This window comes from Lentzea sp. NEAU-D7, from assembly GCF_026242055.1.
Taxonomy (GTDB): domain Bacteria; phylum Actinomycetota; class Actinomycetes; order Mycobacteriales; family Pseudonocardiaceae; genus Lentzea.
This window is the reverse complement of record NZ_JAPJDL010000001.1, coordinates 652,304-675,744: the sequence shown is the minus strand read 5'-3', so window position 1 is coordinate 675,744 and position 23,441 is coordinate 652,304. Positions and strand designations below refer to the sequence as shown.

The window sequence follows — 23,441 nt, the reverse complement described above, 5'->3', positions numbered from 1 at the left end:
TACCCTTGCCCGGTGCTAGCCGGGCTGCTCTTCCTCATCCCCGCCACCTTCTTCGTCATCGGCGTGGTCCGCGACCGCCGGAGGCTGAGCAACGCCGTCTGGCTCGGCATCGCGCTCGTGATGCTGCTCCTGCTGCTGGCCGAGGCCGGACGGGACAACCCGGTGCTGAGCATGCCGCTGATCGTCGCCTTCATGCTCGCGGTGCTGGGCCTGCTGCTGCTCCCGCTCGCGTTGCTCGCCAACGGCGTGGTCATGGTCCGCCGCGAGGGCCGCTCGCTGGGCAACCTGTTGTCGTTGCTCGCGGGCCTGGCCCTGCTCGGCGAGATGGCCTACTTCGCGTGGGGCATCACCCAGCCCAACGACTGGATCCGCGGTTCCGCGATCGGGTTGTTCCTGGTGTCCGCGTACATCGCGTTCCTGTTCGTGAGCCTGCTGCTGTACTCGGTGATCTACGGCCGCACCGGCCGCCGTCACGGGTTCGACGGCATCGTCGTGCTGGGCGCCGGTCTGATCGGCGACCGCGTGCCGCGGCTGCTGGCGAGCCGGCTCGACCGCGCGATGCGGCTCTACCACCGCGAACGGGAGGCCGGCCGGTCGCCGCTGATCGTGGTGTCGGGTGGGCAGAGCTCGGACGAGCAGGTGTCCGAGGCGTTCGCGATGAACCGGTACCTGCTCGAACGCGGCGTGCCGGAAGGCGACGTCGTGCTGGAGGACCAGGCGACCACGACCGAGGAGAACCTCCGCTACAGCAAGGCTTTGCTCGCCGAGCGGGGTCTCAACGGCCGGGTCGTCGCGGTCACGAACAACTACCACGTGTTCCGCACCGCCGTGCTCTCCCGCAAGCAGGGCCTGCGGTTGCAGGTCATCGGCGCGCCGACGGCCTGGTACTTCGTGCCCAGCGCGTTCCTGCGGGAGTTCGTGGCGCTCCTGGTGCGCAACCCCGTCGTGCACTTCCTGGCGTGCGCCCTGCTGATGGCGGGCGGGCTCGCGCTGACCCAGATCGGCTGATCCGCTCAGGCGCGGGTGAAGCGCATGACCCAGTTCGGTTCCCAGGTCTCGCCGCCGTCGTAGGAGAACCGCTGCTCCCAGACGGGCTCGTCGCCGGTCGTCCAGTCGAACCGCACCTTCACCGCGTGCCCGCCGACCTCGTCGTCGCCGAAGAACACCCCGTGCCCGTCGGTGAACCTGCCCTCCAACGGCGGGTCGAGGTGGCCGGGAGCGCGGGTGGAGGCCCACCAGATGCGCCAGACGCCGGCGGCGGGGTCGTACTGGCGCAGCGTCATGCCCTCCCAGTCGTCCGCGAAGACGCTGTCGATGATCGCCGCGCCGCCCAGCAGAGGTCTGGCTTCGGCCTGCGTCTCGAACTCGACCCACTCGGTGCCGCGGCCGACGATGTCGGCGATCTTGCGGTTGGCGACCCGCCAGCGGCCGTGGAGGAAGTTGAAATCGTTCTCACTCATGGAAAAGACGCTAAACCGATTCACTGACACCTTTTGTCAGTGATCGTCTATTGACCTAAAGGTCTGGACCATTTTACCGTTCCCGGCAGTGGCCGCCGCCCTAGCCAGGAGGTCCTTCCCTTGCGACTGCTCGCCAGAGTGGTCCCGGTGCTAGCTCTGCTAGCCGGGACCGTGATAGCCGTGACCAACGCACCGACCGCAGCCGCAGCCCACGAGGACTGCCGGCCGGACGGGCTGTACAAGACGCCGGGCGTCGAGGTGCCGTACTGCACCGTCTACGACACCGCCGGCCGCGAGACCATGGGGGACAAGTCCAGACGCGTCATCGGGTACTTCACCAGCTGGCGGACCGGCAAGAACGGTCAGCCCGGGTACCTCGCCAAGGACATCCCCTGGAACAAGGTCACGCACCTGAACTACGCGTTCGCGCACATCGACGCCCAGAACAAGATCTCGGTCGGTGCGAACGACGCGAACAACTCGTCCATCGGCATGGAGTGGCCGGGCGTCCCCGGCTCCGAGATGGACCCGGCGCTGCCCTACAAGGGGCACTTCAACCAGCTCACGAAGTTCAAGAAGGCCAACCCGAACGTCAAGACGCTGATCTCGGTCGGCGGCTGGGCGGAGACCGGTGGCTTCTTCAACGCCGACGGCACGCGCAACGCGTCGGGCGGCTTCTACAAGCTCGGCCAGAACCAGGCGGCGATCGACACGTTCGCCGACAGCACCGTCGAGTTCCTGCGCAAGTACGGCTTCAACGGCGCTGACATCGACTACGAGTACGCGACGTCGAACAACCACGCCGGCAACCCGGACGACTTCTGGATCTCCAACGCCAACCGCGGCACGCTGTGGGCGGGCTACGACAGGATCATGAAGACGTTGCGCGAGAAGCTCGACCGCGCCGGTGCCGCCGACGGCAAGCACTACATGCTGACCGCCGCCGTGCCCGCCTCGGGCTGGCTGCTGCGCGGCCAGGAGGCGTACCAGGTCACCAAGTACCTCGACTACCTCAACGTCATGAGCTACGACCTGCACGGTTCGTGGAACCAGTTCGTCGGCCCGAACGCCGCCCTCTACGACGACGGCAAGGACGGCGAGCTCTCGGCCGGTGGCGTGTACACGGCCCCGCAGTACGAGGGCATGGGCTACCTCAACACCGACTGGGCGTACCACTACTACCGCGGCGCCATGCAGGCCGGACGCATCAACATCGGCGTGCCGTTCTACTCGCGCGGCTGGCAGGGCGTCACCGGCGGCACGAACGGCCTGTGGGGCAAGGCTCCGCTGCCGAACCAGTCGCAGTGCCCGCCCGGCACCGGTTCGTCCGTCGGCTCCACCACCCCGTGCGGCAACGGCGCGGCCGGCGTCGACAACATCTGGCACGACGTCACCGCGGGTGGCGCCGAGGTCCCGTCCGGTGTGAACCCGTTGTGGCACACCAAGAACCTGGAAGCCAAGATCACCGGCTCCTACGGCGCGCAGTACGGCCTCGACCCGGTCAACGACCCGACCGACCGCCTCACCGGCACCTACACGCCGTACTACGACTCGACGCTGAAGTCGCCGTGGCTGTGGAACAACGACAAGAAGGTGTTCCTCTCCACCGAGACCGAGCAGTCGATCGCGGAGAAGGCCAAGTACGTCAAGGACAAGGGTCTTGGCGGCATCATGATCTGGGAGCTCGCGGGCGACTACAGGTTCGACTCCGCGAAGAACGAGTACTTCATCGGTGACACGCTGCTGTCGACCATCAACACCGGCCTGAACGGTGCCGCGCCCTACGGCAACCTGAAGGCCTCGACGCAGCAGACCCAGTCCCTCGCGGTCGACGTGGACGTCCACGGCTTCGCGCTGGGCGACAACAACTACCCGATCACGCCGAAGATCAAGTTCACGAACCGCTCGACCGTCACCATCCCCGGTGGCACGAAGATCGCGTTCGACTACGGCACCAGTGCGCCCGGCAGCATGGGCGACCAGTCGGGCTTCGGCCTGAAGGTCGTCTCGAAGGGACACAGCGGGCCCAACGTCGGCGGCCTGAAGGGCGACTTCCAGAAGGCGGAGCTCACGCTGCCGTCGTGGCAGTCGCTCGCACCGGGCGCGTCGATCGAGGTGACGGTCAGCTACCAGCTGCCGATCTCGACGCCGTCGAACTTCGTGTTCACGTTCGGCGGCCAGTCGTACGCGATCAGCGCGGACCACCCGCGCATCGGTGGCGGCAACCCGCCGACCTCCACCACCACGTCCACGACCACCTCGACGACCACCACCACCACCACGACCACGACGACCACCACGACCAAGCCGCCGACGTGCGCGCTGCCCGCGTGGGAGGCCGGCAAGGTCTACAACGGTGGCAACGAGGTGTCGCACAAGGGCCGCAAGTGGCGGGCCCAGTGGTGGACGACCAACGAGGAGCCCGGAACCACGGGTGAGTGGGGCGTCTGGCGCGACCAGGGTGCCTGCTAGTTCGCCGTAGAAGTCAGGGATCTGTCAGGCGCGGGGCTTAGGCTGTCCATCGTGACCGCCCAAGACCCGCGCCTGCAGGAACTGGTGCTGCTGCGCAAAGTGCGCGACCGGATCGACCGCGAGTACCGCCAGCCGCTGGACGTCGCTGCGCTGGCCCGCGGCGTGCACCTGTCCGCGGGGCACCTGAGCCGTGCGTTCCGCGCCGCGTTCGGCGAGTCGCCGTACAGCTACCTCATGACGCGCCGCATCGAGCGGGCCATGACGTTGCTGCGCCGGGGCGACATGTCCGTCACCGACGTGTGCTTCGAGGTCGGCTGCACCTCGCTCGGCACCTTCAGCACCCGCTTCTCCGAGCTGGTCGGCATGTCCCCGAGCCAGTACCGCAAGGTCGCCTCCGAGGACGGCCAGGGCATCCCGAACTGCCTGGCCAAGGCCGTCATGCGGCCGATCAGGAATCGAGAAGCGGGGACCGGCCCGTCCGATTAGGTTGACCGCCATGTCAGTCATCATCGCCGCGGCGTTCCTGCCCGCAGACGACCCCGAGAAGTCGCTCGGCTTCTTCCGCGACGCGCTCGGCTTCGAGGTCCGCCAGGACGTCGGCCAGGGCACCATGCGCTGGATCACGGTGGGTCCGCCCGGCCAGCCGGAGACCGGCATCGTGCTGCACCCGCCCGCCGCCGACCCCGGCGTGAGCGACGAGGAGCGCCGCACGATCGCCGTGCTCATGGCGAAGGGCGTCTACACCGCCCTCTCGCTCGCCACGAAGGACCTGCAGGGCACCTTCGACCGCGCACGGGCGTGGGTCGAGTCGTCCGGGGCGGGTGAGGTGCTGCAGGAGCCCGAGGACCAGCCGTGGGGCGTGCGCGACTGCTCGTTCCGCGACCCGGCCGGCAACCTGGTCCGCATCAACCAACTGTGATCGTGGTGCCGGGCGCGGCGTAGCCGACCGTCCCCTGGTACCGGGCCGCAGCACGGGTGACCGCTTCCTGAGAGGTCAGGAAGCGGCCCACGTGCGTGACGACCAACCGTCCCGCGCCCGCCCGGGACGCCGTCTCACCCGCGTCCTCCGGCGTGTGGTGGACCATGTCCGGCGTCTTGACCGCGCTCTCGGCCTCGCACAGCAGCACGTCGGTGCCGCTCGCCAGCGCCGTCAGACTCGGGCACGGGGCCGTGTCGCCCGAGTACGTCAGCGAACGGCCCTCCGCCTCGATCCGCACGCCGAACGCCGGGATGCCGTGCTCGACCGCCGCCGTGCTCAGCCGCATCGAGCCGACCTCGGCCTCGTGCCCGTCGTGCAGTTCGGTGACGGCGAAGGCCGACTCGATCGGGCTGCGCTCCGGGCCGTTGGTGAGGAAGCCAGCCAGGCGGTCGGCGATGCCGGGCGGGCCGTACAGCGGGACCGGGTCGCGCGAGACGTCCGCGAACACCAGGGCGTAGTAGGCGGTCAGCAGGTCCGCGCTGTGATCGGCGTGCAGGTGCGAGATCCAGATCGCGTCCAGGTCCTCCAGCCGGGTGTGCCGCTGCAACGGCCCGAGCGTGCCGGCGCCGGCGTCCATCCACACGCGAGTGTCACCGTGCGACACCAGGTAGCCGGAGCAGGGGTTGTCCGCGCTCGGGTACGGCGTCGCGCAGCCGAGCACGGTCAGGCTGAGGTCCATCGGTCAACCGTAGATCAACGAGCGCGCTTTCCCCATGCGGTTGTCGGCCGGCCGGTGACGCCGGTGCGGCGGGTACTTTGATCGCGTGGAAGAGCCCGTGTGGAACGAGTGGCGGCGGCCCGGCCCGACCGCCGCGCAACGGCGGCGCGACATCGGAATCGCCGCGATCGTGCTGCTCTGCGCGGTCGAGGTCACGACGCTCGTCAACAGCATGGGCGCCTACGTCTTCAAGAACCCTCCGGGCCTGCTGGAGCAGGTGCTCTGGATGCTCGTGCTGTCCGTGCCGCTCGTGGTGCGCCGCCGCTACCCGCTCGCCGTGATGCTCGTGGTGTCCGCGCTGTTCATCGCCGCGCAGGTGAACAGGGCCGGCGACACCCTGGTGCCGTCCGCGATCCTGTTCCTCGCGATCTACACGGTCGGCGCCTGGGAGCAGAACCGCCGCGTCGCGCGCTGGTCGCGCATCGGCGTGATCGCCGCGATGTTCCTGTGGCTCGGGTTCAGCCTCGTGCGCGCCCTGCTCGGACCCAAGGGGGACTTCAAGGACGCGGCCGGGCCGATGGACCCGGTGCTCGCCTCCGTCCTGTACGGACTGGAGTTCAACATCTTCTTCTTCCTGCTGGCCTACGTGGTGGGGGAGATGGCCTGGTCGGGTGCCCGGCGCCGGGCCGAGCTCGAGTTCCAGGCCGAGGAACTGCGCCGCTCGCAGGAGCAGAACACCCGCGGCGCCATCGCGGCCGAACGCATGCGCATCGCCCGCGACCTGCACGACGTCGTCGCGCACCACGTGTCCGTCATGGGCATCCAGGCCGGTGCCGCGCGCCGCGTCCTCGACTCCGACCCCGCCCTGGCACGTGACGCCCTGCAGACCGTCGAGCAGACCGCCCGCACCGCGATCAGCGAGCTGCGCGGCCTGCTGGGCGTGCTGCGCGCGGACGCGGACACCGACCTGAAAGCGGCGCCCGGCCTCGACGACCTGCCGGAGCTGTTCGAGAGTGCCCGCGCGGCAGGCCTCGAGGTCTCGCACGGCGTGTACGGCGATGCGCGCGAGGTGCCGTCCGGTGTCGCGTTGTCGGCGTATCGGGTCGTGCAGGAAGCACTGACGAACGTGGTGAAGCACGCCGACGCGCAGCACGTCGACGTGCGGATGCGGTTCCTGGACAGCGCGCTGGAACTGGAGATCGCGGATGACGGCCGTGGCCGGTCCAACTCCACCAGCTCAGGTTTCGGTCTCGTCGGCATGCGCGAACGTCTTGCCGTGCACGGAGGTTCGCTGGAAGTGGGGCCACGGCGCGAGGCGGGCTTCCTGGTCCGTGCGTCGCTGCCGACCGTGGTGGAGGAGAAGGCGTGAGTCTGCGAGTAGTGCTGGCCGATGACCAGGACCTGGTCCGCGCCGGCTTCCGGGTCATCCTCGGCACCGAGCCCGGCATCGAGGTGGTCGGCGAGGCGGGCGACGGCGCCGAGGCCGTGGAACTCGTCGCCGAGCTCCGTCCCGACGTCGTGCTGATGGACGTCCAGATGCCCCGCATGGACGGCCTGCAAGCCACCCGCCACATCCTTTCCGCAGGTCACGGCACTCGCGTCGTCATACTGACCACGTTCGACCGCGAGGACTACCTCTTCGAGGCGCTGCAGGCGGGCGCGAGCGGCTTCCTGCTCAAGAACGCCTCGCCGGAAGACCTCGTGGAGTCCGTGCGGGTCGTCGCGCGCGGTGACGCGTTGCTCTCACCCGAGGTCACCCGGCGGGTGATCGCCCGTTTCAGCACCGCGCCGAGGGAACGCACCCGTCCGCCCGAGCTCACCGACCGAGAGTTCGAGGTGCTGGTGGAACTGGCCAAGGGCGCGTCGAACGCGGAGATCGCCGCGACGCTGTTCCTGGGGGAGACCACGGTGAAGACGCACGTGTCGCGCGTGCTCACCAAGCTCGGTCTGCGCGACCGCACGCACGCCGTGGTGTTCGCCTACGAGAGAGGGATCGTCACTCCGGGCGGTTAGCCCGTACGCAATCTGACGTACGCGAGATCAGAACGTGAGCGGATGATGCAGCCACTCGTGGTGGCGAGAGTAGGACGCGACACCACGGGAGAAGGAGCGCATCACGATGACCACCATCCGCAAGCTCAGCGGCCGCGCCCGCAAGGCCGTGCTGCTCGTGCACGTCCTGTCGGCGGCGGCATGGCTCGGCATCGACCTCGCGCTGGGGATCCTCGTCGTGGTCGCACTGTCCACTGAGGACACCGGAACCGCCGGGGTGGCGATCCAGGCGGTCGACCTCTTCGCGATCTGGCCGATGTTCGGCGCCAGCGTCGTCTGCATGATCTCCGGCGTCGTGCTCGGCCTCGGCAGCAAGTACGGGCTCGTGAGGTACTGGTGGGTCGCGACCAAGCTCGTCCTGAACGCCGGCATGTCACTGCTGATCGCGTTCGCGCTCCGGCCCGGCGTCGCGCAGGCGGCCGAGATCGGCGACCGGATGCTGGCGGGCGACCCGGCCGCCGTGATCCCGTCCGGAATCCTGCACCCGGTCGTCGTCGCGCCGACGTTGCTGCTGTTCGCCTACTTCCTCTCCGTGTTCAAGCCGTGGGGCCGGATCCGGAAGTCGGCGCAACCGGTCGAGCGCCGCCGGGACCTCGTCGAGGCCGTCTAGCCGCGCGGACGCGTCAGAAGTCCACCCTCATCACGAAACGCCGCTTCGTGGGGTGGGTCACCTGCACGAACCCGGCCTCCTCGAACACCTGCCGCGCGCCGACGTGCATCTCGCCCCACGTGACGTTCTGCCCCGGCGCGGCGATCATCGGATAAGCCTCGACGGCACGAGCGCCCCGCTCGCGCGCGTGGGACACGGTCGCCGCTGCCAGCTCGTAGGTGAGGCCCTGGCGCCGAAACCCCTTGCGCACCACGAAACACGTCACGGCCCACACGCCGTCGTCGTCCTTGTCCTCGGCGCGCCCCTTCCACGGAACGGGCATGTCCAGCAGCTTCGCGTAGTCGCAGCGCGGTTCGACCGCCACCCAGCCGGCGGGCTGGTCGTCCACGTAGGCCACGAGGCCGCTGCCCCGCGCGGACTGCGACTCGTGCGCGGCGACGCGTTCGGCGAGCGTCGAGTCGCGCCAGAACCAGCCCTTCACCTTGTAGCGCTGGCAGTGGCACTTGCGGGGCTCGGAGCCGTCGAAGATCGCCTCGACGTCCTCCCACGGCACCTCGTCCGACGGCACGATCCGGATCACGTCCGCGACCCTAGAGGTCCTGCGTGAGGTTGACCGGGTTCCCGTCCGGGTCGAAGACGTGCGCCACGCGCTGCCCCCAGGGCATGTCGTTCGCGGGCCCCCGCACCCGACCGCCGGCGGCCTCGACCAGCGGCAGCGCCGCGTCGACGTCCTCCACGCCGATGCTCAGCACGATGCGCGCGGGCACCGAGACGTCCACCTCCTCGGCCACGAGCCCCAGCTCTCCGTCGCCGATCTTGAGCGTCTTGTAGAAGACCGGTCCGTCAGCGGGGTGGCGGTACACCTCGACGGCGCCGAACACCTGCGAGTAGAACGCCTGCGCCCGCTCCAGGTCGGGCGTCAGGACGATGGGCTGAACAGCCATGGACTTCCTCCAGAACTAGTCGTCCACAGATGTACGGGACGGCCGCCCAGAACTGAGCGGTGCGGAACTGAGCGGTGCGGAACTGAGCGGTGCGGCCGAGGGCGAGCCGAACAGGGGCAGCAGCTCCTCCACGTTCAGGTACGTGGTGGTTCCCGTCACCATGCCGTCCCGCACGTCGAGGAACACCAGTCCGAACGGCTGCTCCAGACCGGGCCGCATCTGCCAGAACGCGGGGGAGGCGTTGGCCCGCACCGGTACCAGCCAGGCGCCGGCGCAGGGGGAGTCAGGAGCGCTCAACGCGAGGGAGATCGACTCGCGGCCCCGCAGCCACCAGCTGAACGGCGGCATCGACATGGTCGCGTCCTCGTGCAGCAAGGACACGAGCGTCCGCATGTCATGCCGGTCGAACGCCTCGCAGTAGCGGCGCAGGAGCGACTTCTGCACGGGGTCGGACACGTCCAGGGGTGCGCCGACGTCGGCCACCCGCAGTGTCGCGCGGGCGCGTTGCAGTGCGCTGTTCACCGACGCGACCGAGTCGGACAGCAGTGCGGCGACCTCGGAGGCCTGCCACGCCAGGACGTCGCGCAGGATCAGCACGGCCCGCTGGCGGGGCGGCAGGTGCTGCAGGGCGGCGACGAACGCCAGGCGGACGGTCTCGCGGCGGATCGTCCGGTCCTCCGGCAGCACGGAGGCGTCCGGCACTGGCTGCACGAAGGCGTTCTCCAGCAGAGGGGCGCCGAGTTCCCCGCCGGACGGGCCCAGGTCCACGGCCAGGGCGCGGCGCTGAGCACTGCGCTGCATGTCGATGCAGATGTTCGTGGCTATCCGGTAGAGCCAGGTCCGCAGCGACGCGCGCGCGGAGTCGTAGCTGTCGAACGCCTTCCACGCGCGCACAAGTGTTTCCTGCACGGCGTCCTCGGCCTCGAAGCCGGAGCCGAGCATGCGGTAGCAGTAGCCGGTCAGCTCGACCCGGAACGGCTCCAGCGTCTCGATCACGCACCAGACCCTACGCGGACCGATGAGTTCCCGTCGCCCGGCTCGTACATCCGGGCATGACCGAAGACATCCGCGCCGCAGTGGCGGCCGAACGGCGTGACCAGGCAGAACTCCTGAGCGGCCTCACCGGGGAGCAGTGGCAGGCGCCGAGCCTGTGCGAGGGCTGGACCGTGAAGCACGTCGTCGCGCACACGACGCTGCCGTTCCGGTCGTCGGGAACGAGAGTGCTCCTGGAGATCCTGAAATCGGCCGGCCGGTTCAACCACGCCTCCGACCGCATGGCCCGCAAGGACGCCCTGCTCCCGGCGAGCGACCTGCTGAACAGCCTGAAGAACAACATCGACCACCCGTGGACGCCACCCGGTGGCGGCCCGGCCGGAGCGCTCGCGCACGAGGTCATCCACGGCCTGGACATCACCGTCGCGCTGGGACTGGACCGCAGGGTCCCGCTCGACCGGCTCCGCGTCGTGCTCGGCGCCATGAAGCCCGCCAACGTCAGGTACTTCGGTGCCGACCTCGGCGGCAAACGCCTCGAAGCCACCGACCTGGACTGGACGTTCGGTGAGGGCGAGCCGGTCAGGGGACTGGCCCAGGACCTGTTGCTGCTGGTGTGCGGGCGGACGCTGCCGGCGGGCCGGCTCAGCTGACCACCTCTTCGCGCACCCGGGCCGTCGCCTCGATCGTCGCGGCGAGGAAGCGCGCGACGACCTGCCGTTCCTCCGCGCTCATGCGCCCCCACGCCGCCGCGTAGCCGCGTGCCAGGGGCTGGAAGAACGTGGAGGCGAGCTCCGTCGCCGTGTCGAGCACCCGGAGCTCGACACGGCGGCGGTCGCCGGGGTCGCGGTCGCGGACGACGTGCCCCGCCCTCTCGAGGCGGTCGAGCACGGACGTCGTCGCCGACGCGCTGAGGTTCAGGGCCTTCGCCAGCGTGCCGGGTGTCATCGGGGCCGTCATGATGAGGTTCAGCGCTGTCATGTCCGTGGGATGCAACTCGTGGGCGGCGCTGAAGATCTCCAGGAACCGGTTCGACTCCATCACCAGCGCGCGCAGCATCATGCTCAGCTCGTAGTCGGTTGCATCGCTCACGCGCACAGCTTACTGTTTCGACCATCGAAACGTTCGACGATCGAAGGAATGTCTGATGCGAGTGCTTGCCGGGGTCCTGCTCGTCGTCTGGTTGGCCTTGGGCGGCTTCACCGGACCGTACGCGGGCAAGCTGTCGGAGGTCGCGGAGAACGACAGCAGCGCGTTCCTGCCCAACTCCGCCGAGTCCACCCAGGTCGCCGAGCTGCAGAAGAAGTTCCAGCGCGAGAACGCGATCCCGGCGATCGTCGTGGTCGAACGCGTCAGCGGACTGACCGAAGAGGACAAGAAGTACCTCGCCGACGAGGTCAAGGGCTTCCAGGCGTCGCCGGTGATCCCCTCGCCGAACGACGACCAGGCCGCGCAGGTGGTCGTCCTGCTCGACCCCGCCAAGGACGTCAAGGACTCGATCTTCGAGCTCCGCGACGGCACGCGTGGCGCGCCTGAAGGGCTGACCGTGCTGGTCACGGGCCCGGCGGCGCAGGTGGCGGACCTCGTCGAGGCGTTCGGCGGGATCGACGGGCTGCTGCTGCTCGTCGCGGGCGCCGTGGTCGCGTTGATCCTGCTGGTGGTCTACCGGAGCCCGCTGCTGCCGATCGTCGTGCTGGTGTCGGCGGTGTTCGCGCTGGGGCTGGCCAGCTTCGTGGTCTACCTGCTCGCGAAGAACGACGTCCTGGCGCTGAACGGCCAGAGCCAGGGCATCCTCTCGATCCTGGTGTTCGGCGCCGCGACGGACTACGCGCTACTGCTGGTGTCGAGGTTCCGCGAGGAGCTGCGCGACACCCAGGACAGGTTCGCGGCCGTCAAGACCGCCTGGCGCGGCACGATCGAACCCATCGCGGCCTCGGCCGGCACGGTGATCCTCGGCGTGCTGTGCCTGCTGTTCAGCGACCTCGACTCGAACAAGGGCCTCGGCCCGGTCGCCGCCATCGGCATCGGTGCCGCGCTGCTGACCACGATGACGTTCCTGCCCGCGACCCTGGCACTGCTCGGGCGCGGCGCCTTCTGGCCGTTCGCCCCGAAGTTCGGCTCGGAGCACCCCGAGACCAGCGGGCTGTGGGGCCGCGTCGCGAACCTGGTGCGCCGCAGGCCGCGCGCGATCTGGATCGTCACCACGCTCGTGCTGCTCGTCGGCGCCGCGTTCCTGCCGCAGCTCAAGGCGTCGGGCACCGCGCAGTCCGACGTGTTCCTGACCCCGGTCGAGTCCGTGGCGGGACAGGAGCTGCTGTCCCGCCACTTCCCCGGCGGCACCGGCTCGCCCACCGTGATCATCGCGGCCGAGGACAGGACCGCCGAGGTCGTGCAGAAGTCCAAGGTGGACGGTGTCGCGGACGTGCGGCCGTCCGGAACGGCCGAAGGCCTGGTGCGCATCGAGGCCACGCTGACCGACGCCCCGGACTCCGACGCCGCGGTCGAGACCGTGCAACGGCTTCGCGCGGCGGTCGACGGCATCGACGGGACCAAGGTGGGCGGGCCCACGGCGACGTTGCTCGACACCAGGACGACGTCCGAGCACGACCGGATGCTGATCATCCCGATCGTGCTGGTCGTGATCTTCCTGATCCTGGCGCTGCTGCTGCGGTCGTTGCTGGCGCCGCTGCTGCTGATCGCGACCGTCGTGCTGTCGTTCGCGGCCACGATGGGCGTGTCGGCGCTGGTGTTCAACCACGTGTTCGACTTCCCCGGTTCCGATCCCGTGGTGCCGTTGTTCGGGTTCGTGTTCCTCGTGGCGTTGGGCATCGACTACAACATCTTCCTGATGACCCGCGTCCGCGAGGAGACCCAGCGACTCGGCACAGTCGAGGGAACGCTGCGCGGCCTCACCCTGACCGGTGGCGTGATCACGTCGGCGGGTGTGGTGCTGGCGGCGACGTTCGCGGCGCTGGCCGTGCTGCCGATCCTGTTCCTCACGCAGATCGCGTTCATCGTCGCGTTCGGTGTCCTGCTCGACACGCTGCTGGTGCGGTCGCTGCTCGTGCCGGCGCTGTCGGTGGACGTCGGCGGGCGAATCTGGTGGCCGTCGAAGCTGAGGTGAGCCAGGATCTCGGGCATGACCTTCACGGCACGTCAGCTCAACCGCGCCACGCTCGACCGGCAGATGCTGCTGAGGCGTGAACCGGTCGACCCGCTGACGGCCGTGAACCGGGTCGTGGCGATCCAGGCGCAGGAACCCGCGTCGCCGTACATCGCGCTGTGGAACCGGATCGAGGGTTTCGACCCCGCCGACCTGGACGAGGCGTTCGTGAGCGGGGTGGTCCGCAAGGCATCGCTGATGCGGATCACCCTGCACGCCGTGACGGCCGCGGACCACGAGGTGTTCCACCACGCGATGCTGCCCGCGTTGAGGGCGTCACGGCTGTACGACAAGCGGTTCAAGTCGATGAACGTCACGATCGAGCAGGCCGACGCGCTGCTGGAGCACCTGCTCGAGTTCGCCGCGACACCCCGCCAGAAGGCGGAGATCGAGGAACTGCTGCACTCGCACGCCGGCGACGTCGGTGAGCCCGGCGTCTGGTGGGCGCTGCGAACGTACGGCGGTCTCGTGCACGCGCCGACGGGCGGGCCCTGGTCGTTCGGACTGCGGCCGTCCTATCAGGCCGTGACGACCGAGCCGCGCGAGCAACTGGCCGCGGTGGCCGAGATGCTGCGCCGCTACCTCACCGGGTTCGGCCCGGCGACCGTCCCCGACATGAACCAGTTCAGCATGTTGCCGCGCACCACGATCCGGGAGGCGCTGGCGTCGCTGGACCTCGTGCGGACCGGTGACCACTACGACGTTCCCGGCCGGACGATGCCGGACGAGGACGCTGTGGCGCCGCCGCGGCTGATGGCCATGTGGGACAGCACTTTGCTCGCCTACGCCGACCGGAGCCGGATCATCCCGGACGAGTACCGCAAGCTCGTCATCCGCAACAACGGGGACACCCTGCCGACCCTGCTCGTCGACGGTCACGTGGCAGGGGTGTGGCGCCCGGCCGAGGACGGAGGCGTCGAAGCTACGGCTTTCCACGCCCTCGGCGAGGAGCAGTGGGCCGGGCTGGCCGAGGAGGCGGCGTTGCTGCGCAAGCTCCTCGGTGACCGGGAACCGCAGGTGTACAAGCGTTACGTGCGGTGGTGGAGCGGCCTTCCGGCCCACGAGGTCCGTGTTCTGTGAGTGGACCTCACGCGGGACGCACCTCGGGGACGGTCTTCGTCACGTTCTTCTCCGATGCGGCGGAGGCGAGGCGCCCGGCCATCGTGCCGCCCTCGGGGGTTCCGGCCGGCGACGGCACCTTGCCCAGCAGGTACCCGGCGTGGCTCACCGCGAGCAGCACCAGGAACGCGCTGGAGAACTCGGGCAGCCCGGCGATACCGGCGGGGTTGTCCACGGCCCTGAAGGCCGAGACGGCCTGCGCGACGTAGATCAGCACCAGCAGCACGGTGATCACGAAGTTCTGGAACTTCGCGAGGTCGATCGACCGGCCCGCCGACGCGCCCTCTTCGGCGGTCAGCATCTCCCAGAACCGCCCGCGCTCGGCGCCGAGCGGGTAGGCCGCCACGGAGTCCGGGCGGGTCGTGCTCTTCGTGATCTTGATGGCGGTCGCGACCACTCCGGACCCGACCGAGATCCCCAGCAGCCACAGCACCTGGTCCGGGATCTGGAACCCGGCCACGTCGACCTGCCCGGCCGCGAACCGGCCGAACGCCATGCCGCTGACCAGCGAGAGCAGCACGACCGTCCACACCATCACCTGCACCCGCGAGAGGCTGTAGCGGCCGCGGGCGTCCCTGAGCACGTTCTGCGCACTCAGACGGGAGGGGACCACCACCGCGAGCAGCACGATGACGACTGCGGACACGGACCAAGCCCAGAACGTGGTCGCCATTGCGGCCTCCTCGCTACGCCGTTCGGACGCTGTGGCCCTTACGTCGTCGAGAGATGACCTGGCGTTATCACGTTCGGTAACGATTTGGGGGTCGGTGTGCGCTGTAGTCGATCACCAGACCGGCCCGCGACGCCGGGGCGCACGTCGCCAGGTACAGCCGCTGGCCCTCGACGTAGCGGCGGTTGCGGGGGTCGTCCGGATCGGGCGGACTGCCGTCGCGCCCGGCCATGCGCGCCGCGGACACCGCGAAGCCGACGTCGAGGAACACCGAGAAGTCCCAGTGCGCCACGACCTCGTCGCGGTGCAGGAAGATCCCGTCCACCAGCAGCAGCGCGTCCGGTGACGCCACCTCGGCCGGCGGGTCGACGTACTCGTCGGTCTCCAGGTCGTGGCTCGCCCGCCGGAACGGCCGTCCCTCGGCGAACGGCGCGAGCAGGCGCTCGACGAACCGCGGGTAGTCGAAGCTGTCGAGGAAGAACCCCTCGGGCGAGGTCCTGCCGCGCCGCCAGCGGATCGCCCGCGGGTGGTGGAAGTCGTCCACCGAGGCCCGCACGACCTCGCGGCCCCTGGCCCGCAGCACCCCGGCCAGCTCGTCGCAGAACGTCGTCTTGCCCGCCCCGTCGACGCCGTCGACCGCGACCAGGCCACGGGCGGGAAGCAGAGCGGCGACGTCGTTCAGCACCCCGGCACCATTTCACACATCGTCACCGCGACGGCCCCGTTCGGATGAGACCCAGGTCTCCCCGGCCTCAAGAACGCGTAAATGCCGGACCCGCTCCCGTAAGGACGTTGTCAGGCACCCCCTGATCAGGGATTTCGTGATGCACGCTTCCGGGCGTCATCAAGAACGTCTTTTCGTTGAAGGGAGCGGCGTCATGGCCGACCTGGCCTATGCGTTGCTGCTGATCGGGAGTTTCGTCGTGTTGGGCCTGACGGTGCGCGGACTGGAGAAGTTGTGAGCACGGGACTCGTCGCGAACGCCGCCGCCGGCGTGCTCGCACTCGGGCTCGTCGTCTACCTGTTCATCGCACTCGTGAGGCCGGAGAAGTTCTGATGTCACCCCTCGTGGCCGGTCTCCTGCAGACCGGCATCCTCGTCACGGCCCTGGCGGTCGTGTACCGGCCTCTCGGCGACTACATGGCCCGCGTCTTCACCGCCGAGCACCACTTAAGGGTCGAGCGAGCGATCTACCGCTTCGCACGCGTCAACCCGGACGCCGAGCAGAAGTGGAGCACCTACGCGTACGGCGTGCTGGGCTTCTCCTTCGTCGGCATCGTGTTCCTGTACGTCATCCAGCGCGCTCAGTCGTTGCTGCCGTTCGGTTTCGACCGCGGCAACGTCGGCCCCGGCATGGCGTTCAACACGGCGATCAGCTTCGTGGCCAACACGAACTGGCAGTCGTACGTGCCGGAAGCCGTCCTGGGCCACACGGTCCAGATGATCGGCCTGACCGTGCAGAACTTCGTGTCGGCGGCGGTCGGCCTGGCCGTGGCCGTCGCGCTCGTGCGCGGTTTCGTGCGGCACCAGACCGACCGGCTGGGCAACTTCTGGGTCGACCTCGTCCGCGGCACCTTCCGGATCCTGCTGCCGATCGCGTTCATCGGCGCGATCGTGCTGATCGCCTTCGGTGTCACGATGTCGCTCCAGTCCGGAGTGGACGTCGACGGGCAGGTCGTGGCCAACGCACCCGTCGCCAGTCAGGAGGTCGTCAAGGAGCTCGGCACCAACGGTGGCGGTGTCCTCAACGCGAACTCCGCGCACCCGTTCGAGAACCCGAACGAGTGGACCAACCTGATCGAGATCTTCCTGATCCTGGTCATCCCGGTCGCGCTGACCCGCACGTTCGGCCGCCTGGTCGGCGACAGGAAGCAGGGCTATGTCCTGCTGAGCGTCATGGCCGTCATCTGGACGGCCATGCTGGCGATCATCTGGGCCGCCGAGGCGAACGGCGTCAGGCCGTTGGAGGGCAAGGAACTCCGCTTCGGCATCCCCGGTAGCGCCCTGTTCGCGAACGCCACCACCGGCACGTCGACCGGCGCGGTCAACTCGTTGCACGACAGCTACACCGGACTCGGCGGCGGTGCCGCACTGCTCAACATGCTGTTCGGCGAGATGACGCCGGGCGGTGTCGGCACGGGGCTCTACAGCATCCTCGTGATGGCGATCATCGCAATGTTCCTGGCGGGCCTGATGGTCGGCCGCACGCCCGAGTACCTGGGGAAGAAGCTGGGGCGCAGGGAGGTCACGGCCGCCGCGGTGTCCATCCTCGCGATGCCGACGGTGCTGCTGATCGGTGCCGGCATCGCCGCGGTCCTGCCGAGCACGCAGGCCGCTCTCAACAACCCGGGAGAGCACGGACTGTCGGAGATCCTCTACGCCTACGCGTCGGCGTCGAACAACAACGGGTCGGCCTTCGGCGGCATCACGGTGACGAGCGACTGGTTCCAGTCGTCGCTCGGCCTGTGCATGCTGTTCGGCCGGTTCGTCCCGATCGTCGCGGTGCTCGCGCTCGCCGGATCCCTCGCGGCGCAGAAGAAGGTGCCGGTCACGGCGGGCACGCTGCCCACCACCGGGCCGTTGTTCGCGACGCTGCTGACCGGCTCGATCGTCCTGGTCGCCGCGCTGACGTTCGTCCCCGCTCTCGCTCTCGGTCCCATCGCGGAGGCACTGCTGTGACCACCAAGCCCGGTCTCGCGGCCGCTCTTCCCGAGGCCCTGAAGAAGCTGCACCCGCGCCACCAGCTGCGCAGTCCCGTCATGTTCGTCGTCTGGGTGGGTTCGTCGCTGGTCACCGTGTTCGCGGTGACGGAGCCGAGCGTGTTCACCATCGCCGTCGCGGCGTGGCTGTGGTTCACCGTGCTGTTCGCGAACCTCGCCGAGGCCGTCGCGGAGGGACGCGGCAAGGCGCAGGCGGAGTCGTTGCGGCGCACGAAGTCCGACGCCGTCGCCCGGCTCGTCAACGGCGACGTCGTGGCGGGCACCGAACTGAAGATCGGCGACCTGGTCGTCGTCGAGGCGGGCGAGGTCATCCCGGGCGACGGTGACGTGGTCGAGGGCATCGCGACGGTCGACGAGTCCGCGATCACCGGCGAGTCCGCGCCCGTCATCCGCGAGTCCGGCGGTGACCGGTGTGCCGTCACCGGAGGCACGACCGTGCTGTCGGACCGGATCGTCGTCCGGATCACGACCAGGCCCGGCGAGTCCTTCGTGGACCGCATGATCGCGCTCGTCGAGGGCGCGGAACGGCAGAAGACGCCGAACGAGATCGCCCTGACCATCCTGCTGTCCACGCTCACGATCATCTTCCTGCTGGCCGTCGTGGCCCTGCAGCCGTTCGCGATCTACTCGGGAGGCGAGCAGTCGGTCGTCGTGCTGACGGCCTTGCTGGTCTGCCTGATCCCGACGACCATCGGCGCGCTGCTGTCGGCCATCGGCATCGCGGGCATGGACCGGCTGGTGCAGCGCAACGTCCTGGCCACCTCGGGCAAGGCGGTCGAGGCCGCCGGCGACATCGACACGTTGCTGCTCGACAAGACCGGCACGATCACCTGGGGCAACCGGCGCGCGACCGAGTTCATCCCGGTCGGCCCGACCTCCGACGAGACGCTCGTCGCGGCGGCCCGGCTCGCGAGCCTGGCCGACGACACCCCGGAGGGCCGCAGCATCCTGGAGCTGGCGGGCGGAGAACCCGCCACCGAGCACGAGAAGACCGGCGAGTTCGTCCCGTTCACCGCCCAGACCAGGATGTCGGGCATCGACCTCGGCGAGCGCAGCATCCGCAAGGGCGCGGCCTCGGCGTTCGAGCTGACCGACACCGCCCGCGAGATCGTCGACGAGATCAGCTCGCAGGGCGGCACCCCGCTCGTCGTCGCCGAGAACGGCAACGTCCTCGGCATCATCCGGCTGTCGGACGTGGTGAAGCCCGGCATGCGGGAACGCTTCGCCGAGCTGCGCGCCATGGGCATCCGGACGGTCATGGTCACCGGCGACAACCCGTTGACCGCCAAGGCCATCGCGGAGGAGGCGGGGGTCGACGACTTCCTCGCCGAGGCCACGCCCGAGGACAAGCTGGCCCTGATCCGCAAGGAGCAGGAGGGCGGCCGGCTGGTCGCGATGACCGGTGACGGCACGAACGACGCGCCCGCGCTGGCCCAGGCGGACGTGGGCGTCGCCATGAACACCGGCACGTCGGCCGCGAAGGAGGCCGGCAACATGGTCGACCTCGACTCGGACCCGACCAAGCTCATCGAGATCGTGGAGATCGGCAAGCAGCTGCTGATCACCCGCGGTGCGCTGACGACGTTCTCCGTGGCGAACGACCTCGCGAAGTACTTCGCGATCCTGCCCGCCATGTTCGCGGCGATCTACCCGGCGCTGGACAAGCTCAACATCATGCACCTGGCCACGCCGCAGTCCGCGATCCTGTCGGCGGTGATCTTCAACGCGGTGGTCATCGTGGCGCTGATCCCGCTGGCGCTCAAGGGCGTGCGGTACCGGCCGTCCAGTGCCTCGGCGCTGCTGCGCCGCAACCTGCTGATCTACGGCCTGGGCGGCGTCGTGACGCCGTTCGCCGGGATCTGGCTGATCGACCTGCTCGTGCGACTCGTCCCCGGGATCGGCTGAGACAAGATGAACAACTTCCTGAAGCAGTCGTGGGCGGGTCTGCGGATCCTGCTCGCGCTCACCGTGCTCCTCGGCGTGCTCTACCCGCTGTCGGTGTGGGGAGTGTCGCGGATTCCCGGCCTGCACGCCAACGCCGAGGCCGTGGACACGACGCTGGTCGCCGTGGCCCGTGAAGGCGACCAGTACTTCGTGCCTCGTCCGTCCGCCGCGACGCTGCCCGCGTCCGGCGGGTCGAACAAGGGTGAGCTGAACGAGGACTACACCTCGGTCGTCGCGGAGCGCAGAACGGAGATCGCGCGACGCGAGGGCGTGCCCGAGAGCCAGGTGCCGCAGGACGCCGTGACGGCGTCCGCGTCCGGCCTCGACCCGCACATCAGCCCGGACTACGCGGCGTTGCAGGTGCCCCGTGTGGCACGCGCGTCCGGGCTGCCGGTGGAGGAGGTGCGTGAGCTGGTCGCTGCCCACACCGGCGGCACCTTCACCACCACCGTCAACGTGACAGCGCTGAACCGTGCCATCGACAGCGCACGTTGACGGTCGCCGGGGTGAGCTGAGGATCTACCTCGGCGCCGCTCCCGGCGTCGGCAAGACCTTCGCCGTGCTCGGCGAGGCCCACCGGCGCCGGGAGCGCGGCACGGACGTGGTCGTCGGACTCGTGGAGACCCACGGCCGGGACAAGACCGCCTCCCTGCTCGAAGGCCTGGAAGTGGTGCCGCGCAGGCCCATGCGGCACCGCGACCTCGAAGTGTCCGAAATGGACGTGGACGCGGTCCTGGCCCGCAGGCCCGAGGTCGCGGTGGTCGACGAGCTCGCGCACACCAACGCGCCGGGCTCGCGCAACGAGAAGCGGTGGCAGGACGTCGAGGAACTGCTCGAAGCGGGCATCGACGTCCTGTCCACGGTCAACGTCCAGCACCTGGAGTCGCTGAACGACGTGGTCGAGCGGATCACCGGGGTGCGGCAGCGGGAGACCGTGCCGGACGAGGTGGTCCGCCGCGCCGAACAGGTCGAGCTGGTCGACATCACCCCGGAGGCGCTGCGACGGAGGTTGGCGCACGGCAACGTCTACCCGGCGCACCGCATCGACGCCGCGCTCGGCAACTACTTCCGGCTCGGCAACCTGACGGCGTTGCGCGAACTGGCGCTGCTCTGGGTCGCCGACCAGGTCGACGTCGCGTTGCAGCGGTACCGCACCGAGAAGGAGATCACCGACACCTGGGAGACCAGGGAACGGGTCGTCGTCTCGATCACCGGGGGCCCGGAGAGCGAGACGCTGATCCGCCGCGCCCGCCGGATCGCGACGCGGGCGGGCGCGGAACTGCTGGTGCTGCACGTGATGCGCGGTGACGGGCTGTCCGGCGCGACACCCGAGCACATCGCCCGGTCCCGCAGGATCGCCGAGGACGTCGGCGCGACGTTCCACTCGGTCGTGGGCGACGACGTGCCGACGGCGTTGCTGGAGTTCGCCCGCGGGGTCAACGCCACCCAGCTCGTGCTGGGCACCTCGCGCAGGTCTCGGGTCGCGCGGGCGTTCGACGAGGGCATCGGCGCGGCCGTGGTGCAGGAGTCCGGCGCGATCGACGTGCACATGGTCACGCACGACGAGTCGCGGCGTGGCCTGCGGTGGAAGACCGGCGTCGATCCGCTGTCGCTCCAGCGCCGCCTCATCGGCTGGGGCCTGTCGCTGGCGCTGCCGGCCGCGGTGACGGCGCTGGGCATGCTGTGGCGCGACGAACTGGACCTCTCGACCGACCTGGTGGCGTCCCTGCTGGTCACGTGCGTGGTGGCGATCGCGGGAGGACTGGGTCCCGCGTTGTTCTGCGCCGTGCTCGGGGCCGGGCTGCTGAACTACTTCTTCACCGAGCCCTACTACAGCCTGGCCGTGCGGACGCCGGAGAACGTGATCACGCTGGTGGCCATGGTGATCGTCGCGACCGTGGTGGCGCTGACGGTGGACCGGGCGGCGCGGCTGGCGGAGCAGGGCGCGCGGGCGCGGACCGAGGCCGCGTTGCTGGCCTCCTACTCGCGGACGGTGCTCACGAGCCCGTACCCGCTGGCCCGGCTGCTGGAGAAGATCCGGGAGAACTTCGGACTGGAGTCGGTGGCGCTGCTCGAACGCCGTGGCGGCGTCTGGGAACGCGTCGCGTGCGTGGGGCCGCGGCCGTGCGACGAACCGGATGACGCCGACGCGGATGTGATGGTGACGTCCGACATCCACCTGGCTCTGCGAGGCCGGGTGTTGCCCGCGAGCGACCAGCGCGTGCTGGAGGCGGCCGCCGGGCAGGCGCTGATGGCGTTGCGGCAGCAGCGAATGGTCGACGAGACGCGCGACGCGCACCGCAAGGTGGAGACGTCGGAGCTGCGCACCGCCCTGCTGTCGGCGGTGGGCCACGACCTCCGCACGCCGCTGACGTCGATCAAGGCGGCGATCGGGAGCCTGCGCGACGACTCGCTGCCACTGTCAGAACAGGACGTCCGCGAGCTGATGGCGACCGTGGAGGAGTCCGCGGACCGGCTGACCGGCCTGGTGGACAACCTGCTGGACTCGTCCCGGCTCGCGACCGGTTCGGTCGAGCCGGTGCTGCGGCCGATCGGCTACTACGAGGTCGTGGCGAGGGCGCTCGCCGGCATCGGGGGAGAGGTGTCGGTGGTGGTGGCGGAGGACCTGCCGCCCGTGCTGGCGGACCTCGGGCTGCTGGAGCGCGTGGTCGCCAACGTGGTGGACAACGCCCTGCGGCACGGCAGTCCGTCCCCGGTGGCGATCCGGGCCAGCCGCCACGGCTCGTCCGTCGAGCTGAGGATCGTGGACCACGGTCCGGGCCTGCCGAAGAAGACGGGGCACAGGTTGTTCGCGCCGTTCCAGCGCCTCGGTGACCGCTCCGCCACACCGGGCGTCGGGCTCGGGCTGAGCGTCGCGAAGGGCTTCACCGCCGCCATGGGCGGGGAGATCAGCGCCGAGGACACCCCGGGCGGCGGACTGACCGTGGTCATCTCGCTGCCCGTCTACGAGGAGACTTCCCGATGACATCAGTGCTGGTGGTCGACGACGAACCGCAGATCGTGCGCGCGTTGAGGATCAACCTCAGCGCACGCGGCTACGACGTGATGACGGCCTACGACGGCAGATCCGCCCTGGGCGTGGCCGTCGAGGGCAAGCCGGACGTGGTCGTGCTCGACCTCGGCCTGCCCGACATCGACGGCGTGGACGTGATCGCCGGCCTGCGCGGCTGGTCCACCATCCCGATCATCGTGCTGTCCGCGCGCACCGACTCGTCGGCCAAGGTCGAGGCCCTCGACGCGGGCGCCGACGACTACGTGACCAAGCCGTTCGGGATGGACGAGCTGCTGGCCAGGCTGCGTGCCGCCGTGCGCCGCAACGCGGCTCGCGAGGACTGCGACCCCGTGGTCGAGACGTCGTCGTTCGTCGTCGACCTGGCGGTGAAGAAGGTGCGGCGCAACGGTCACGAGGTCCACCTGACGCCGACGGAGTGGGGCCTGGTCGAGATCCTGGCGCGCAACCCCGGCCGGCTCGTGTCGCAGAAGCAGCTGCTGCAGGAGGTGTGGGGGCCGATGCACGTCAACGAGTCCCAGTACCTGCGCGTCTACTTCGCCCAGCTGCGCCGCAAGCTGGAGGACGACCCGGCCCGCCCTCGCCACCTCATCACCGAGCCCGGCATGGGGTACCGGTTCGAGATGTGA

The 23,441-nt window shown here is 69.6% G+C and carries 25 protein-coding genes; 17 read left to right on the top strand and 8 right to left on the bottom strand.

Annotated features, from left to right (window positions below; translation table 11 throughout):
* Positions 1-12: 12 nt before the first annotated feature.
* Complete coding sequence (locus tag ORI60_RS02705; RefSeq protein WP_266033617.1) at positions 13-1,008, top strand: YdcF family protein; 996 nt, start codon at positions 13-15, stop codon at positions 1,006-1,008.
* 5 nt (positions 1,009-1,013) lie between these two features.
* Here the strand turns inward: ORI60_RS02705 and ORI60_RS02700 are convergent, their stop codons facing one another.
* A complete protein-coding gene (locus ORI60_RS02700) occupies positions 1,014-1,460 on the bottom strand; it encodes a hypothetical protein (protein ID WP_266033616.1) in 447 nt (148 codons plus the stop codon).
* A gap of 180 nt (positions 1,461-1,640) precedes the next feature.
* Between ORI60_RS02700 and ORI60_RS02695 the strand changes: the two genes are divergently transcribed.
* From ORI60_RS02695 to ORI60_RS02685, 3 genes are read left to right on the top strand one after another with little or no spacing between them, the layout of a single operon-like run.
* Complete coding sequence (locus ORI60_RS02695; RefSeq protein ID WP_266033614.1) at positions 1,641-3,932, top strand: glycosyl hydrolase family 18 protein; 2,292 nt, start codon at positions 1,641-1,643, stop codon at positions 3,930-3,932.
* A gap of 51 nt (positions 3,933-3,983) precedes the next feature.
* Complete coding sequence (locus tag ORI60_RS02690; RefSeq protein ID WP_416234346.1) at positions 3,984-4,418, top strand: helix-turn-helix transcriptional regulator; 435 nt, start codon at positions 3,984-3,986, stop codon at positions 4,416-4,418.
* A 10-nt stretch (positions 4,419-4,428) separates the two neighbouring features.
* Positions 4,429-4,851: a VOC family protein gene (locus ORI60_RS02685; protein WP_266033613.1), complete on the top strand. Its 423-nt coding sequence runs from the start codon at positions 4,429-4,431 to the stop codon at positions 4,849-4,851.
* Here the strand turns inward: ORI60_RS02685 and ORI60_RS02680 are convergent.
* Positions 4,838-5,590: an MBL fold metallo-hydrolase gene (locus ORI60_RS02680; protein ID WP_266033612.1), complete on the bottom strand. Its 753-nt coding sequence runs from the start codon at positions 5,588-5,590 to the stop codon at positions 4,838-4,840. The genes ORI60_RS02685 and ORI60_RS02680 overlap by 14 nt on opposite strands.
* A gap of 85 nt (positions 5,591-5,675) precedes the next feature.
* On the opposite strand from ORI60_RS02680, the gene ORI60_RS02675 reads away from it, so the two are divergent.
* From ORI60_RS02675 to ORI60_RS02665, 3 genes are all read left to right on the top strand, one after another.
* Complete coding sequence (locus ORI60_RS02675) at positions 5,676-6,938, top strand: sensor histidine kinase (protein ID WP_266033611.1); 1,263 nt, start codon at positions 5,676-5,678, stop codon at positions 6,936-6,938.
* Entirely contained in the window at positions 6,935-7,582 is a 648-nt protein-coding gene (locus ORI60_RS02670; protein ID WP_266033610.1) for a response regulator, read from the top strand. The genes ORI60_RS02675 and ORI60_RS02670 overlap by 4 nt, the downstream gene beginning before the upstream one ends.
* 106 nt (positions 7,583-7,688) lie before the next feature.
* Positions 7,689-8,231: a hypothetical protein gene (locus ORI60_RS02665; protein WP_266033609.1), complete on the top strand. Its 543-nt coding sequence runs from the start codon at positions 7,689-7,691 to the stop codon at positions 8,229-8,231.
* Between the two features lie 13 nt (positions 8,232-8,244).
* On the opposite strand, the gene ORI60_RS02660 is transcribed toward ORI60_RS02665, so the two are convergent.
* From ORI60_RS02660 to ORI60_RS02650, 3 genes are read right to left on the bottom strand one after another with little or no spacing between them, the layout of a single operon-like run.
* On the bottom strand, positions 8,245-8,811 hold the full coding sequence (locus ORI60_RS02660; protein ID WP_266033608.1) for a GNAT family N-acetyltransferase: 567 nt from the start codon (positions 8,809-8,811) through the stop codon (positions 8,245-8,247).
* A 10-nt stretch (positions 8,812-8,821) separates the two neighbouring features.
* Positions 8,822-9,175, bottom strand: a complete 354-nt coding sequence (locus ORI60_RS02655; protein ID WP_266033607.1) for a VOC family protein — start codon at positions 9,173-9,175, stop codon at positions 8,822-8,824.
* A 15-nt stretch (positions 9,176-9,190) separates the two neighbouring features.
* Positions 9,191-10,171 carry an RNA polymerase subunit sigma-70 gene (locus ORI60_RS02650; protein WP_266033606.1) on the bottom strand — a complete coding sequence of 327 codons (981 nt, stop codon included), beginning with the start codon at positions 10,169-10,171 and terminating at the stop codon, positions 9,191-9,193.
* 56 nt (positions 10,172-10,227) lie between these two features.
* Here ORI60_RS02650 and ORI60_RS02645 point away from each other — a divergent pair, with 56 nt between their 5' ends.
* Positions 10,228-10,818, top strand: coding sequence for a maleylpyruvate isomerase family mycothiol-dependent enzyme (locus tag ORI60_RS02645; RefSeq protein WP_266033602.1), 591 nt, complete (start codon positions 10,228-10,230; stop codon positions 10,816-10,818).
* Here ORI60_RS02645 and ORI60_RS02640 read toward each other — a convergent pair.
* The gene (locus tag ORI60_RS02640) at positions 10,811-11,257 is read right to left on the bottom strand and encodes a MarR family winged helix-turn-helix transcriptional regulator (protein WP_266033600.1); all 447 of its coding nucleotides are present in this window, start codon (positions 11,255-11,257) and stop codon (positions 10,811-10,813) included. The two genes, ORI60_RS02645 and ORI60_RS02640, sit on opposite strands and share 8 nt — an antisense overlap.
* Before the next feature lie 55 nt (positions 11,258-11,312).
* Here ORI60_RS02640 and ORI60_RS02635 point away from each other — a divergent pair, with 55 nt between their 5' ends.
* Positions 11,313-13,289: an MMPL family transporter gene (locus ORI60_RS02635; RefSeq protein ID WP_266033597.1), complete on the top strand. Its 1,977-nt coding sequence runs from the start codon at positions 11,313-11,315 to the stop codon at positions 13,287-13,289.
* 15 nt (positions 13,290-13,304) lie between these two features.
* Positions 13,305-14,408: a winged helix DNA-binding domain-containing protein gene (locus ORI60_RS02630; RefSeq protein ID WP_266033594.1), complete on the top strand. Its 1,104-nt coding sequence runs from the start codon at positions 13,305-13,307 to the stop codon at positions 14,406-14,408.
* Positions 14,409-14,415: 7 nt separating this feature from the next.
* On the opposite strand, the gene ORI60_RS02625 is transcribed toward ORI60_RS02630, so the two are convergent.
* Together ORI60_RS02625 and ORI60_RS02620 are read right to left on the bottom strand one after the other, a co-directional pair.
* Complete coding sequence (locus tag ORI60_RS02625; protein WP_266033591.1) at positions 14,416-15,120, bottom strand: hypothetical protein; 705 nt, start codon at positions 15,118-15,120, stop codon at positions 14,416-14,418.
* A 67-nt stretch (positions 15,121-15,187) separates the two neighbouring features.
* Positions 15,188-15,802 carry a uridine kinase gene (locus ORI60_RS02620; RefSeq protein ID WP_266033589.1) on the bottom strand — a complete coding sequence of 205 codons (615 nt, stop codon included), beginning with the start codon at positions 15,800-15,802 and terminating at the stop codon, positions 15,188-15,190.
* A gap of 139 nt (positions 15,803-15,941) precedes the next feature.
* Between ORI60_RS02620 and ORI60_RS02615 the strand changes: the two genes are divergently transcribed.
* The 7 genes from ORI60_RS02615 to ORI60_RS02585 are packed head-to-tail and all read left to right on the top strand — an operon-like array spanning position 15,942 to position 23,441.
* Positions 15,942-16,079, top strand: a complete 138-nt coding sequence (locus ORI60_RS02615) for a hypothetical protein (RefSeq protein ID WP_266033587.1) — start codon at positions 15,942-15,944, stop codon at positions 16,077-16,079.
* Positions 16,076-16,174, top strand: coding sequence for a K(+)-transporting ATPase subunit F (gene kdpF / locus ORI60_RS02610; protein ID WP_266033585.1), 99 nt, complete (start codon positions 16,076-16,078; stop codon positions 16,172-16,174). Before ORI60_RS02615 ends, kdpF begins: the two co-directional genes overlap by 4 nt.
* Complete coding sequence (gene kdpA, locus ORI60_RS02605) at positions 16,174-17,796, top strand: potassium-transporting ATPase subunit KdpA (protein WP_266033583.1); 1,623 nt, start codon at positions 16,174-16,176, stop codon at positions 17,794-17,796. Before kdpF ends, kdpA begins: the two co-directional genes overlap by 1 nt.
* The gene (gene kdpB, locus ORI60_RS02600; RefSeq protein WP_266033581.1) at positions 17,793-19,742 is read left to right on the top strand and encodes a potassium-transporting ATPase subunit KdpB; all 1,950 of its coding nucleotides are present in this window, start codon (positions 17,793-17,795) and stop codon (positions 19,740-19,742) included. Before kdpA ends, kdpB begins: the two co-directional genes overlap by 4 nt.
* Before the next feature lie 6 nt (positions 19,743-19,748).
* Complete coding sequence (locus tag ORI60_RS02595) at positions 19,749-20,276, top strand: potassium-transporting ATPase subunit C (protein ID WP_266033580.1); 528 nt, start codon at positions 19,749-19,751, stop codon at positions 20,274-20,276.
* Positions 20,254-22,767, top strand: coding sequence for a sensor histidine kinase (locus ORI60_RS02590; RefSeq protein WP_266033578.1), 2,514 nt, complete (start codon positions 20,254-20,256; stop codon positions 22,765-22,767). Before ORI60_RS02595 ends, ORI60_RS02590 begins: the two co-directional genes overlap by 23 nt.
* A complete protein-coding gene (locus tag ORI60_RS02585; RefSeq protein WP_266033576.1) occupies positions 22,764-23,441 on the top strand; it encodes a response regulator in 678 nt (225 codons plus the stop codon). Before ORI60_RS02590 ends, ORI60_RS02585 begins: the two co-directional genes overlap by 4 nt.